We start from the raw sequence: 13385 nt of genomic DNA, 5'->3' as shown, positions 1-13385 counted from the left end.
AAAAAAATGAAAATACTGATTGTTGAAGATGAGCATGCCTTGTACGAAAGCATCTTTGCTTATTTTACCGGAGAGGGGAACATATGTGAACATGCTCCAGATTTCGATACGGCCAGTGAAAAGATTGAACTTTATAGTTATGATTGTATCCTTTTAGATCTCGGTTTACCGGGGGGCGAAGGGCTGGAACTCTTATCCAAATTGAAGAAATCTAATAAAAAGGATGGTGTACTGATTATCTCTGCCAGGCATTCTCTGGATGACAGGCTTTCAGGACTTGATATCGGAGCAGATGATTATTTAGTTAAGCCTTTTCATCTTTCAGAATTGAAGGCAAGGGTGAGTGCGATTGTACGCAGGAAAAATTTTGATGGAGATAATGTTATTACTTTCCATGAGATTAGGGTAGACGTATCTGCAATGAAGGTTACTTTGAATGATAAGACCCTTACCCTGACCAGAAAAGAGTTTGATCTGCTCGTTTATTTCTTATCCAATAAAAATAAAGTTGTGACAAAAAATGCAATGGCAGAACATCTTTGGGGCGATGAAATGGATTTGTCTGATGATTTCGATTTTATTTATACCCATGTAAAAAATCTGAAAAAGAAACTGGCAGAAACAGGTGCAAAGGATTATATCAAATCTGTTTATGGCATCGGTTATAAATTTACAGATGCATGAAGTTATCTACCCGCTACAACAGGGTTAATATCCTGACCTCTTCCATTATCCTGGTGATCACCGGAATAATTTATTATTTCTTTATCCACCTGATCCTCACCAATAAACTGGATAAGGATTTAGTCGTAGAGGAAAATGAGATCAGGCAATACACCAGGACTTATCAAAAGCTGCCCCTTCCGGCAAGTTACCTCGATCAGCAGGTTTCCTATCGCGAATTGCCCGCAGATGCCAACAATATCCGGGAATTTAGCAATACGACCTACTTAAACCCAATTGAAAACGAGCAGGAGCCAGGAAGAAGTCTGGTGACGACTCTTCGGCTAAAAGGCCAGAACATTCAGGTTACCATTACAAAATCAAGGGTAGAGTCTGAAGATTTAGTAAGGGTAATCCTGCTAATCACACTAGGAGTGACGCTGATTTTACTCGTCTCCCTAATCATCATTAACCGTTTTGTAATGAGCAGGCTCTGGATGCCCTTTTATAACACATTGAAAAGAATGAAAGCTTTTGAAGTGACCAAAATGGAATCACTAAATAGCGATACGACAAAAATAGATGAATTTATTGAGCTTAACCAATCGGTAAATGCCATGGCCGACCGCGTGAAGAAGGATTACAGGGAGCTCAAGAGTTTCACAGATAATGCTTCACACGAAATGATGACCCCTCTGACGGTAATTAATTCTAAACTTGATTCGCTTTTGCAGACCGAACCCTTTACCGCCCAGCAAGGCACACTGCTGGAAGATATCTATCAGGCAACGGGTAGGCTTTCTCGGCTGCATCAATCCCTTCTGCTACTGGCTAAAATCGAAAATAACTTAATTACCGATGCACAGGAAATCGATTTAAAAGTTTTGATAGAATCCAAAGTAAGGCAGTTTCATGAACTTTTTGAAAGAGATAGCTTGATTGTTCAAACTAAACTGAGCAATAAAACAGTCAACATGAGCCGGTATCTTGCAGATATTTTATTAAATAATCTCTTTAGTAATGCGGTAAGACATAATCAACGCGGTGGAAAGATTTTGATCGAGCTCACTGAAACTACACTCATCATTTCTAACACAGGAAAGGATTTTAGCGGGAAAGACAGGCTCTTCGACAGGTTCTCAAAATCAAACGAATCTGAAGGCATGGGACTTGGTCTGGCCATTACCAAACAAGTCTGTAACCTATATGGCTATCGGATCAATTACCAGCAAATTAACGAATTACATATTTTTTCCGTTTTTTTTAATCCTGCATCATAACTTCAGAATTCCTACATAATTGGCTTATAGTTTTGATGAAAAATAAAAACTATGAAAAAGATTTTTGGAATTTTTTTATGGATGGGCGTTATGGTCACCGTTACATTCGCACAGAAAGTTGCAGCGGCAAAAGTACCGGCTGCAGTGAAAACTGCTTTTGCAAAAAATCACCCTGGCGTTAAGGTAAATTGGGAGAAAGAAAAAGAAAATTACGAAGCTGGCTTTAGTGTAAGTGGCAAAGAGACTTCAGAAGTTTATGCTGTATCTGGATCCTTAATAGAAACAGAAGTTTCTATCAAAACAAGTGAGTTTCCGGCAGCTGTAATGGCTAAGCTAAAAGGTATGAAAATTACCGAGGCTGCCAAAATTACCAAAGCTGACGGTACTGTCAATTATGAGGCCGAAGTAAAGGGAAAAGACTTATTGTTTGATGCAAACGGTAAACCTGTAAAATTTTAGTATGGCTAAGTACTTTTATATCATGTTGCTGTCTGTTACGGTAACATGCTCTTCATTTGCCCAAAATGTAGATTCGTTAAAAAATACGGCCAATTCAGATTCCCTGAGAAGATGGTATTCCGGTAATCCTATTCCAAAAAAGCAATTTAAAATAACCTCGTTCATCGCCCCGGCTGTTCTGGTGGGTTATGGTTTCGCAGCAGTTTATGATCATGGTGCCTTAAAACAGCTTGATTTGAGTACAAAAGCAGAATTACAGGAAGACCATCCTTTGTTTGCAGCCCATGTTGATGATTATTTACAGTTTGCCCCGGCGGCGGCTGTTTATGCGCTTAATCTTTCAGGTATAAAAGGCAAACATAACCTGTTTGATGCCTCGATGCTTTATGTAACTTCTGCAGCGATTATGGGGGTATCCACTCATTTTGTTAAACAGGGCGTTGGCAGGATGAGGCCCAATAATAATGGAGAAAATTCATTTCCTTCGGGCCATACTGCATCCGCTTTTATGGCTGCTGAATTTTTACACCAGGAATATAAGGATGTTAACCCCTGGATTGGTTATGCAGGATATTTTGTAGCCACAGCCACCGGAACGTTAAGAATGTACAACAATAAACACTGGTTTAGTGATGTTGTTGCTGGTGCCGGATTCGGGATTGCCTCTACCAAGATTGCCTATTTGGTTTACCCTTACATGAAACAAATATTCAATAAAAAGAAAGACAGCAAGTTTACTTTGATGCCATATTACCAGCCCGGAGCATCAGGCCTAATGCTTTCCGGAAGATTTTAATTTATAAGCAACTCCACTTAAAGAGGCCATATGTAATGCCTAGCTAAGCCTTTAGCAGAATTGCAAATATTTTAAATGGCGGAATAAATTTAGCACATGAGAACGAAATTCAAATATTTTTCCATTGTTGTACTTTGTAGCGCTTCACTTTTCGTGCAAGCGCAGGAGCCAGCAAAAAATCTTGATTTTTTTCTTAACCAGGCAAAAATCTCCAGTCCCGTACTTAAGGATCTGGAAAACCAGCGTAAATCGGCAGGTATCGACAGCCTTATTGTTAAGGCTACGGGAAAGCCTCAAATTACCGGAACTTCAAGTGGATTGTATGCACCGATTATTCGTGGTTATGGTTATGATGAGGTGATCACGAACGGGCAATCGTTAGATGCTTTGCTCAACGTGAATTACGATTTACTGAATAAGAAACGTATCAACAACCAATTGCAGGGAGTAAAATTGCAAAGCGATTCCATCAGGTACGCGAGCCAGCTGTCTACCTTCGATTTAAATCGTTCCATTGCCGACCAGTATATTTTAGCTTTTGCCAGTCAAGACCAGGTTGATTTTAACATTGAGGTTGTTAATTTACTTAAAAAGGAAGAAGCTTTGCTTAAAACTTTAACCAGGAGTAATATTTACAAACAATCTGAATATTTAACGTTTTTGGTTACCCTGCAACAGCAGGAATTAGGCTTACAACAAGCTGCTTTGCAGTATAAAAATGATTTGGCAATCCTAAATTATTTATCCGGAATTACCGATACCACATCGGTTCGTTTAGAGGAGCCGAAACTTAAATCAGATAAGCTTTTCTCAGAAACGAGTTTTTTCAAAAGGAAATTTGAATTGGATAGTTTGAAGAATGAAAATCAAAGAAATTCCATTATATTAAATTATCAACCCAAACTTGGCGTATATGCCAATGGCGGTTATAACTCATCGTTAGTGCTCCCGCCATATAAAAATTTTGGAAGCAGCGTAGGGTTTACATTTTCTGTTCCGATTTACGATGGTCGACAGAAAAAAATGCAGTTTAACAAACTGAATCTGGCCTCAGAAACCATATCGAATTACAGGGAATTTTTTGTTCGGCAACAAAGTCAACAACTCAACTTAATCCGTCAGCAAATTGACCAAACTGATAAGCTTTTCGTGAAAATTAACGACCAAATCAGGCTTAGTAAAGGTTTAATAGATGTGGATAGCAAACTGATGCATACCGGAGATTTACGTGTGGCTGATTTTGTAATCGCCATTAACAATTACATGTCTGCACAAAACCTGCTCAAACAAACCACCATTAACCGATTGAAACTGATTAATCAATACAATTATTGGAACCGATAATGAATAAATATTTAAAATTGATTTATGGCAGCATGGCTGTTGCAAGCATATTTTCTTCTTGTAGCAGTTCTGCACCTGAAGCTACAGCAGATACACCATCCCCGGTTATACCCGTACAGATTACGCATGTGGGAGATAGTTCTCTTGCTGAATATGTGGAGCTTTCTGCAACGTCTGCTTATTTAGAAAAGAGTTTTGTAAAGGCAAATATCAATGGTTATATCGAAAAAGCAAACGCACAAACCGGCCAAAAAGTAGGCAGCGGGCAAAATCTTTTTACACTGATTACCAAAGAAGCAAGATCGATTGGAAATGCCATCAATAAGCTCGACCCTGGTTTTAAGTTTTCTGGTATTTCTACTATTAGGGCAGAACAAGGCGGAATTATCGTTCAGGTTAATCACCAAAAAGGCGATTATGTGCAGGATGGTGAGGCTTTGGCAACCATCAGCAATCGCAATAGCTTAGTGTTTTTGTTAGATCTGCCTTACGAACTTAACCAAATCATCAGGCAAAACGGAAACCTGAATATATTGTTGCCCGACGGAACTTCGTTAGCGGGTGCGGTTTCAGGGACAATGCCTGCCGTAGATTCATTGGCGCAAACCCAGCGATATATTATAAAAGTTCCATCTGGAAAAGATATCCCCGAAGGATTAATTGCAAAGGTGAGATTAAGCAAGCTTACCCATCCAAATGCACAGGTGTTACCCAGATCTGCGGTATTGGCCAACGAAACGGAAGATGAATTTTGGGTAATGAAACTCATTAACGATTCTACAGCGGTAAAAGTAAATGTGAAGAAAGGCATCGACAACAGCAATACAACGGAGGTCTTGAGCCCTAAATTTTCCAAAATGGATAGAATTATAACATCCGGTAACTATGGAATTGCCGATACAGCAAAAGTTAGAATTCAGAAATAGCCATGAAGAACTTTTTTATTTCTCATCGAAACCCTATTCTGGCCGTTCTCGTCATCATTCTAATTGGAGGAGTTTATTCTTTTCAGCAGCTGAAAACCGGGCTTTTCCCTGAAATCACCTTTCCGAAGATTAAAATTATTGCCGATGCTGAGCTGCAACCAGTTGATAAGATGGTGGTAACGGTAACACGTCCGCTGGAAAATGCGGTAAAGCAAGTGCCAAATCTACAATTGGTAAGGAGTACCACCAGTCGTGGAAGTTGCGAGCTTTCGGCATTTATGAATCCAGGCGCAGACATCAATTTAAGTCAGCAACAAATCGAATCGCAGATTGCCAAAATCAGTGCAACATTGCCAGTGGGGGTAAACATTTCGGTTGAGAAAATGAACCCCTCCATTTTACCTGTTAGCGGCTATAGTTTGGAGAGCAATAATTATTCGCCGGCAGCACTAAAAAAGATTGCTACCTATACCGTGAAACCTTTTCTTTCGCAAGTTTCCGGTGTGTCTGAAATTCGGGTAATCGGTGGGAAAAGTAAAGAGTTTTGGCTTGAGCTTGATGTGGCTAAAATGCAAACGCTTGGTATATCGCCAGATCAAATTAGCGCTGTCCTTTCACAAACCAATTTTATAAAATCAAACGGTTACTTAGCCGACCATAATTATTTATACCTTTCGGTTACCGATGCAACGGTAAAAACCAAAACTGACCTCGAAGACCTCGTGCTCACCAGAAAGGGAAACCGTACCATAAAAATTGGCGATATTGCCAAGGTTAGCATACAACAAAGTGTAGAATATACGCGAATAAATGCAAATGGTAAAGACGGAATTCTGATTGCCGTTATTAAACAGCCTAACGCCAACCTTGTTGACCTTTCGAGCCAAATGGCCACAAAGGTTAGCCAGCTTGCAACCATACTTCCTGCGGGAATTACCATCAAACCCTATTATGTACAAGCCGATTTTGTAAACGAATCGGTCAGAAGTGTTCGCGATAGTTTATGGATAGGATTAGTATTGGCGATCATTGTCGCCATTATTTTCCTGCGTTCGCTCAAAGCCAGCGCAACGATATTAATTACCATTCCGGTAACGCTGTGCTTAACGGTAATTGTACTTTATTTTATCGGTTACTCCTTAAATATCATGACTTTGGGTGCGATTGCAGCGGCGATCGGATTGATTATTGATGATGCCATTGTGGTGGTAGAACAAATCCACCGTACCCACGAGGAGCATCCTGATGAACCCACTGTTCCTTTACTTGGAAGAGCGATTCATTATCTTTTTCCTGCGATGTTGGGATCATCAATTAGTACCATTGTGATTTTTGTGCCTTTTGTACTGATGACAGGGGTTGCAGGATCTTATTTTCAGGTAATGACCAACACGATGATTATCACCCTGGTTTGCTCATTTTTTGTAACCTGGATTGGCTTACCCGTAATTTATCTGTTGCTCACAAAAGATTCACATAATAATGCATCAGGCAAGCAAGCTGTTGTACATGAAGTTAAGCCACAAAACTGGGTACGTTATTTCATTCAGCGACCATACATCAGTTTTGTTTTTATATTGATCTTAATTGCTTCCATTGCAATCGTTTTTCCTCGTTTACAAACAGGATTTTTACCCGAAATGGATGAGGGGAGTATTGTTTTGGATTATGCATCGCCTCCGGGAACATCACTTGAAGAAACCGACAGGATGTTAAAGGAAGTGGAGAAAGAAATTGTTAAAATTCCTAGTGTTCAGGCTTATTCGAGAAGAACGGGTACGCAAATGGGGTTTTTCATTACCGAGCCCAACACAGGTGATTACCTCATTCAACTTAAGCCAAACAGAACAAAAAGTACCGATGAAGTGATTTCTGAAATCAGAACGCACATCGAACGTACACAACCTGCATTAGTGGTCGATTTTGGCCAGGTGATAGGCGATATGCTCGGCGATTTAATGAGTTCTACTCAGCCAATTGAGATTAAAATTTTTGGTAACGACCAGCAAAAATTACAAGGATTATCAAAGCAGGTAGCAGATTTGGTTTCCAAGGTAAGCGGAACGGCCGATGTGTTTGATGGGATTGTACTGTCCGGGCCAACTGTGAATGTTCAACCAAATTTTGCCATGCTTGCTCAATATGGGGTAACGCCAGCATCGTTTCAGTTACAGTTGCAAACCGCCATGCAGGGTAATGTTATCGGCGATTTGTATGATAAACAACAGCTTTCGCCCATCCGTATGGTTTATCCTGGCAGTAGAAAATTTAGTATTGCTGATATCTCGAAGATGAAGATTTTTCTCCCCGGTGGAACTGCTATTCCCATTCAGAATTTGGCTAAAATTGAGCTTAAATCTGGTAGTGCAGAAGTGAAAAGGGAAAATTTGCAAACCATTGGTGCCATTACCGCCAGATTAGATAACCGCGATTTGGGAAGTGTGATGACAGCTATTCAATCAACCATCAAATCAAAAGTAAACCTGCCTTCGGGCTATCACATTGAATACGGTGGTGCCTACAAAGAACAACAACAGTCTTTTTCGGAGTTGTTGACCATCCTTATTGCTTCAAGTTTATTGGTTTTTAGCGTGATTTTATTCCTTTTCAAGGATTTTAAAATTGCATTTCTGATACTTCTGATTTCTGTTTTGGGAATCTCAGGCAGTTATGTGGCGCTTTTTATAACAGCTACTCCACTAAATGTGGGAAGCTATACGGGATTAATTATGATTGTGGGGATTATCGGAGAAAATGCAATTTTCACTTTCTTACAGTTCAAGGAGTCGTTGAATGATAAAGAGATAGATGATGCGATGACTTTCGCCATTTCCACTCGCCTAAGACCTAAATTAATGACCGCACTTGGGGCAATTATTGCGCTGATGCCGTTAGCATTAGGCATTGGAGCCGGGGCGCAACTTCATCAACCATTGGCAATTGCTGTAATTGGAGGATTTATTGTGGCCTTACCATTGCTTTTGGTTGTACTGCCAAGCCTTATCCGTAAAATTTATTCAAACCAAAATCGCTTATAGAAGAAAATAGGTCTGATTGCTGCCGGGACAGCATTTCTGATCGCAAGATGAATGACTTAAGTCGTCTCATTTAGTAAAAATCATTCACAAATATTTAACAAATTTTAATTCAAAACTTCAGGATGTCTTCAGATTTAGTCTATAGTTTTGTTACAGGCGCTTGCTTTTTTTTAACTCATTCATTAATTGATAGCCAAAGCATGCGGAACGTTAAAGCCTTTTTACAGATAGCATTTTTACGCAGATTTTCTACTTTAAAAGTTTATTCCTAAAAATCATGAAACTACTTTTTATTACGCTAATCACCTTGTTTACAGTTCCAGTATCATGGATGGGAGACTTTACCGAAGCCCAGAAACAAGCTAAAGCCACACACAAGCAGATCCTGATCAATTTTTCAGGTTCAGACTGGTGCGGTCCATGCATCCGCCTGCGGAAAGAAATACTTGAATCTGAAACCTTTGAGCAGTATGCAGCGGCCAATCTTTTACTGGTCAGGGCCGATTTTCCAAGGCAGAAGAAAAATCAGCTTCCAAAAGAACAGGTCAAACTCAATGAATCATTGGCTGAGGTGTATAACAAGAATGGTAAGTTTCCCTTTACCGTTCTGGTTGATGAAAATGGAAAGGTGCTTAAAAGCTGGGAGGGGTTTCCTGATGTAAGTCCGCAGGCTTTCGTTTCAGAAATCGACAAACTAAACAAATAATTCACAAATGGCTAAACCTGTTTCCGTAAACCGGATGCTAAAACTCATGGGAAACCGGTTCGAGTTTACTGTGATTGCTGCGAACGAGCAGGAGGGTAATGTAGCTATAAATACTGCTATAGCGGAGGTGCAAAGGATAGAAAACCTGCTCACCACATTCAGCGATCTCAGCCAAACAAGCCTGATCAACGCACATGCCGGGCTAAGTCCGGTAAAAGTAGAGGAAGAAGTAATCAATCTGATCGAGCGATCTATCAGGGTATCAGAAATCACTGATGGTGCTTTCGATATTACTTACGGATCGATAGATAAAAGGCTGTGGAACTTTGATCCGGATATGACCAGTCTTCCTGATGAGGCAACCGCCCTGAAATCTGTTGGACTCATCGATTACCGAAACGTGATCTTGAATAAGGAGAAATCGACTGTATTTTTAAAAAATAACGGCATGCGTATCGGTTTTGGTGGAATTGGGAAAGGCTACGCAGCCGATAAGGCAAAGTTGGTGCTGCAGAAACTGGGCATTAAAAGTGGAATTGTAAATGCAGCCGGCGACCTGATTACCTGGGGCACGCAAGCCAGCGGCCACCCATGGACGGTTGGTATTGCTGATCCGGAACAAACCGATAGACCCTTCTCTGCACTAAAAATCAGTGATATGGCAATTGCCACTTCGGGCAGTTATGAAAAATTTGCGACGATTAATGGCAAACGTTATTCGCATACTATCGATCCCAAAACCGGACTTCCGGTAAGCGGCGTAAAAAGCGTGAGTATCATCTGCCGAAGTGCCGAGCTTGCTGATGCCCTGGCTACACCGGTTGTGGTAATGGGCGTAAAAATAGGGTTGGAGCTGATAAACCAGATTAAACAAGTAGCCTGTGTTGTTATCGACGATAATGATCGGGTGTATACCTCAGATAATATTAATGTGATATAAGTATGAAAATTTCAAGAACATTTTTCCTTTCGATGGTTACCGCAATTTCGCTGGGCAGTTTGCTTGGTGCATGCAGCAGCGTAAAGCCTTATCAGAAAAGTAAAGTTAACGATGCCGACATGATTCTTTCGGCCCGAAAGGTCCAGAAATTTGAACAGAGTTTTCAGCTTTACCGCGAGGGTGCTTCAGGTGCCAATGGGGGCAAAAGCGGTGGTGGTTGTGGCTGTAACTAATTTTAGGCTCAGAAAATGAAAAAAATATATCTCCATGTGCTTTTGATGTACTTCGGTATATTAAGCACTTATGCGCAGACCAGGCCTGAGCCTGCCAAAGCAGACAGCAGTAAATACCAGTCGAGAAAACTTAAAATTGATGAAATTAACCTGGTTTCGGCATATTATCATCAAGATGGAAACAACTCTGCAGTAACAGGTGGAATCGGTACCGAGAAACTGAGCGATTTTGCCAATACCATAGATTTGCAGATGTCTAAGTTTAACAAAAAAGGTAAGAAAAACACTTTTATTTTTGAGCTTGGTGTAGATCATTACACTTCTGCCTCTTCTGATAAAATCGATCCGAGTACCATTTCTTCAGCATCTTCTGCAGATACCCGTATCTATCCCTCTTTAAACTGGACACAGTCTAATGAAGAAACAGGTAATTCCTTTGGTTTCACAGGATCTTATTCAACAGAATTCGATTACCAGTCAATGGGAGCAGCCTTTAATTTAACCCGTTTATCAAAAGATAAAAATACCCAGTTTGATTTTAAACTCCAGGCATTTCTGGATCAGTGGACAGTCATCCTGCCTATAGAACTCCGAACCGGAAATACCGGAAGGGGCGGCGAAGCATATGATACCGCACCAAGGAATTCCTTTAGTGCATCTTTCTCCTTAGCCCAGGTGATTAACCAGAAATTCCAGGCTTCGCTGATTTTGGAACCTTCTTACCAGAAAGGCTTGCTTGCCACAAAATACCAGCGCAATTACTTTACAGATGGATCTCTTCGCTCAGAAACTTTACCAGATAAGCGTTACAAGCTGCCTATAGGATTGCGTATGGCCTACTTTTTGGATGACCGGTTTGTGATCCGCACTTTTTACCGTTATTATATGGATAACTGGGGAATAAAGGCGCACACTGCAGAGCTTGAAATACCGGTTAAGATCAATTCATTTTTCTCTATAAGCCCATTTTACAGGTATAATAACCAGGTGGGGACTAAATATTTTGCGCCTTATGGTCATCATCTTTCGTCACAGCAGTACTTCACCAGTGATTATGATCTGTCTACACTTACCAGCGATTTTTATGGTGCAGGTATTCGGTTTGCACCTCCAAAAGGTGTTTTCGGATGGCAAAGATTAAATATGCTTGAGTTAAGGTATGGGCATTATTCGCGCTCCACAAGTTTAGTATCCAATATTGTGTCTCTGAATTTAAAATTTAAATAGAAAAGCTTATCTGAATTGGCCTTTTTCCAGTAGAGAAATGGTACTAAGCTGAACTTTGTTTAGTCTTTCCTGAAGTTCCAGGGCTTTGTTCTTTTCATTGAGCAAAGCCCTCAAACGGTCAACTTCTTCTACTAATTGTTTTTTTTCATGTGATTCAATGCTGGAGAAAATCTTTCCACTTTCATAGTAGGTGAAAAAATTGTAGTTCAAGATTTCGCAGATGCGAACAAGTGTGAGTATATCTATCGTTGCACTGTTCATTAGCTCTTGCGCTTTGGATTTGCTGATCTCTAGCGCATCTGAAAGAACAGAAACAGAAATGTTTCTCTGTTTCATCTCTTTCCAGATCATTAGGCCTATATGAATACTCATTACTATTTTAATGTATTTAAGGAATGAAATTACACAAAGGTTGAGAAATGTTTATTCTTTTTCTAGTAATGATATTTAGTCTAAATATCATATCAGTGCCGCAGCCACATGTTTTTTATTTTTGCGCTTCATCTAAAAAATTTACAAATCCGTCTAGCGGTTTCCCCAGGGCGTTACTATTTGTTGGACTATTTAAAAAAACGCTTTATCATAACTGTTTTTAGAATAATTACGCGACTATCAATTAAAATGTCAGGTTTTTTGGTTCAAAGTTTCCGATGGAGGTTTTTCTGAAGAGATTATGTTTAAAATTTTAGACTCAATTTTAAATCATCTGCTATGGGTTCAATAAGTAATAAAAAACTTTTTAAGGATTGAAAGTATTTCTACGGATCGGTACTAATCCCGCTCTAAATCACTCAGAGAGGGGTTTATTTAATTTTATACAACATTATTATTTTGGACATCTAATTTGGAACCGCCAAACATCAGATTTTGTAAGTGTTTGTATCCTGCTGATGCTAAAATTTTTTTAAGGAGGTTGTATTTAATTTTTAACCTTGTAACTTGTATGCACTTAACTGAAATGCCTGCCATATGAAAGATCTGGGACTCGGTTTTACGCTTGTAGATAGGAGCATTTATCTGTATGATTCGGAAAAATTTACCAGCCTCAAAAAGACAATCGATTACGATTCATTTGAGATGGTCGAAGCTTTTGAGGACAAGACTTTTTACTTCAGGGATAAAAATAGGGTGTATGTCACCAGCTATATGTGCAATGCTTCTGTTATTGAGGGAGCAAAGCCTGAAACATTTAAAGTTATAAATGCCGAAGATGGCATTGGTTATGACGGGAACCATTATTATTGGTACGACACGTGCCTGCCATATGATTACAGCAAGGCAGAAAAATATAATGAGTATTATCTGCGGGCAGGTGATAAAGTTTATTTTCTTAAAGATATTGTGGAAGGAGCTGATACAAAGACCTTCAGCATTATCTGGCAGAATGTTGCCCGGGACAGGAAAAACCTGTTTTTCAGGGGCAGGAATGTGCCTGACGTGGATGTTGACACTTTTAAGAAAGTGCCTGGCTGTTTTGATGCTGATCATCTTGACCAAAGCCACACTTATTATGCAGCCGACCGAAACAATGTTTATTTTGTGAATACCATAGGCAAAGCCCTGAAGAGGCTGACCGGTGTAAAGCCTTCGGACTTTTCGGTAAAGATTGTCGATAACAGGCTCTACGGGATAACCAGTAAGGACATTTACTTTTTTGGCATTAAAAAGAAAGGCTTAGAGCTAGGATAGAGCGGGCATTCTTTGAATCAAATTATTGAATAACTAATATAAAACTTAGGCCATGAAATTCTGATTTACAATAAAAGTATTGTT

The 13385-nt window shown here is 39.8% G+C and carries 13 protein-coding genes; 12 read left to right on the top strand and 1 reads right to left on the bottom strand.

What is annotated here, in order from left to right:
* Positions 1-6: 6 nt before the first annotated feature.
* From SOM16_RS10850 to SOM16_RS10800, 11 genes are all read left to right on the top strand, one after another.
* Positions 7-684: a response regulator transcription factor gene (locus SOM16_RS10850; RefSeq protein WP_320464028.1), complete on the top strand. Its 678-nt coding sequence runs from the start codon at positions 7-9 to the stop codon at positions 682-684.
* The gene (locus SOM16_RS10845; RefSeq protein WP_320464027.1) at positions 681-1943 is read left to right on the top strand and encodes an ATP-binding protein; all 1263 of its coding nucleotides are present in this window, start codon (positions 681-683) and stop codon (positions 1941-1943) included. The genes SOM16_RS10850 and SOM16_RS10845 overlap by 4 nt, the downstream gene beginning before the upstream one ends.
* A gap of 51 nt (positions 1944-1994) precedes the next feature.
* Positions 1995-2402, top strand: a complete 408-nt coding sequence (locus SOM16_RS10840) for a hypothetical protein (RefSeq protein WP_320464026.1) — start codon at positions 1995-1997, stop codon at positions 2400-2402.
* A 1-nt stretch (position 2403) separates the two neighbouring features.
* Complete coding sequence (locus tag SOM16_RS10835; protein WP_320464025.1) at positions 2404-3198, top strand: phosphatase PAP2 family protein; 795 nt, start codon at positions 2404-2406, stop codon at positions 3196-3198.
* Between the two features lie 96 nt (positions 3199-3294).
* A complete protein-coding gene (locus tag SOM16_RS10830) occupies positions 3295-4542 on the top strand; it encodes a TolC family protein (RefSeq protein ID WP_320464024.1) in 1248 nt (415 codons plus the stop codon).
* Positions 4542-5468, top strand: a complete 927-nt coding sequence (locus tag SOM16_RS10825; protein WP_320464023.1) for an efflux RND transporter periplasmic adaptor subunit — start codon at positions 4542-4544, stop codon at positions 5466-5468. Before SOM16_RS10830 ends, SOM16_RS10825 begins: the two co-directional genes overlap by 1 nt.
* Before the next feature lie 2 nt (positions 5469-5470).
* On the top strand, positions 5471-8506 hold the full coding sequence (locus SOM16_RS10820) for an efflux RND transporter permease subunit (protein WP_320464022.1): 3036 nt from the start codon (positions 5471-5473) through the stop codon (positions 8504-8506).
* Between the two features lie 277 nt (positions 8507-8783).
* Entirely contained in the window at positions 8784-9212 is a 429-nt protein-coding gene (locus tag SOM16_RS10815; RefSeq protein WP_320464021.1) for a thioredoxin family protein, read from the top strand.
* A gap of 7 nt (positions 9213-9219) precedes the next feature.
* Positions 9220-10152, top strand: a complete 933-nt coding sequence (locus SOM16_RS10810) for an FAD:protein FMN transferase (RefSeq protein ID WP_320464020.1) — start codon at positions 9220-9222, stop codon at positions 10150-10152.
* Positions 10153-10154: 2 nt separating this feature from the next.
* Positions 10155-10385: a DUF4266 domain-containing protein gene (locus SOM16_RS10805; RefSeq protein ID WP_320464019.1), complete on the top strand. Its 231-nt coding sequence runs from the start codon at positions 10155-10157 to the stop codon at positions 10383-10385.
* 15 nt (positions 10386-10400) lie between these two features.
* Complete coding sequence (locus SOM16_RS10800; RefSeq protein WP_320464018.1) at positions 10401-11612, top strand: DUF3570 domain-containing protein; 1212 nt, start codon at positions 10401-10403, stop codon at positions 11610-11612.
* 6 nt (positions 11613-11618) lie between these two features.
* On the opposite strand, the gene SOM16_RS10795 is transcribed toward SOM16_RS10800, so the two are convergent.
* Positions 11619-11984 (bottom strand): helix-turn-helix transcriptional regulator, encoded by a 366-nt coding sequence (locus tag SOM16_RS10795; RefSeq protein ID WP_320464017.1) that lies wholly within the window; start codon positions 11982-11984, stop codon positions 11619-11621.
* Between the two features lie 597 nt (positions 11985-12581).
* On the opposite strand from SOM16_RS10795, the gene SOM16_RS10790 reads away from it, so the two are divergent.
* Positions 12582-13301 carry a DKNYY domain-containing protein gene (locus SOM16_RS10790; RefSeq protein ID WP_320464016.1) on the top strand — a complete coding sequence of 240 codons (720 nt, stop codon included), beginning with the start codon at positions 12582-12584 and terminating at the stop codon, positions 13299-13301.
* Positions 13302-13385: the final 84 nt, after the last annotated feature.

The organism is Pedobacter sp. CFBP9032, from assembly GCF_034045265.1.
Classification (GTDB): Bacteria; Bacteroidota; Bacteroidia; order Sphingobacteriales; family Sphingobacteriaceae; genus Pedobacter.
The sequence above is the reverse complement of the archived record's forward strand: the minus strand, read 5'-3'. Positions and strand labels throughout refer to the sequence as shown.

Coding starts and splice junctions, on each gene's coding strand:
- SOM16_RS10850 (WP_320464028.1), top strand. CDS start 7: ATGAAAATACTGATTGTTGAAGATGAGCATGCCTTGTACGAAAGCATC.
- SOM16_RS10845 (WP_320464027.1), top strand. CDS start 681: ATGAAGTTATCTACCCGCTACAACAGGGTTAATATCCTGACCTCTTCC.
- SOM16_RS10840 (WP_320464026.1), top strand. CDS start 1,995: ATGAAAAAGATTTTTGGAATTTTTTTATGGATGGGCGTTATGGTCACC.
- SOM16_RS10835 (WP_320464025.1), top strand. CDS start 2,404: ATGGCTAAGTACTTTTATATCATGTTGCTGTCTGTTACGGTAACATGC.
- SOM16_RS10830 (WP_320464024.1), top strand. CDS start 3,295: ATGAGAACGAAATTCAAATATTTTTCCATTGTTGTACTTTGTAGCGCT.
- SOM16_RS10825 (WP_320464023.1), top strand. CDS start 4,542: ATGAATAAATATTTAAAATTGATTTATGGCAGCATGGCTGTTGCAAGC.
- SOM16_RS10820 (WP_320464022.1), top strand. CDS start 5,471: ATGAAGAACTTTTTTATTTCTCATCGAAACCCTATTCTGGCCGTTCTC.
- SOM16_RS10815 (WP_320464021.1), top strand. CDS start 8,784: ATGAAACTACTTTTTATTACGCTAATCACCTTGTTTACAGTTCCAGTA.
- SOM16_RS10810 (WP_320464020.1), top strand. CDS start 9,220: ATGGCTAAACCTGTTTCCGTAAACCGGATGCTAAAACTCATGGGAAAC.
- SOM16_RS10805 (WP_320464019.1), top strand. CDS start 10,155: ATGAAAATTTCAAGAACATTTTTCCTTTCGATGGTTACCGCAATTTCG.
- SOM16_RS10800 (WP_320464018.1), top strand. CDS start 10,401: ATGAAAAAAATATATCTCCATGTGCTTTTGATGTACTTCGGTATATTA.
- SOM16_RS10795 (WP_320464017.1), bottom strand. CDS start 11,984: ATGAGTATTCATATAGGCCTAATGATCTGGAAAGAGATGAAACAGAGA.
- SOM16_RS10790 (WP_320464016.1), top strand. CDS start 12,582: ATGAAAGATCTGGGACTCGGTTTTACGCTTGTAGATAGGAGCATTTAT.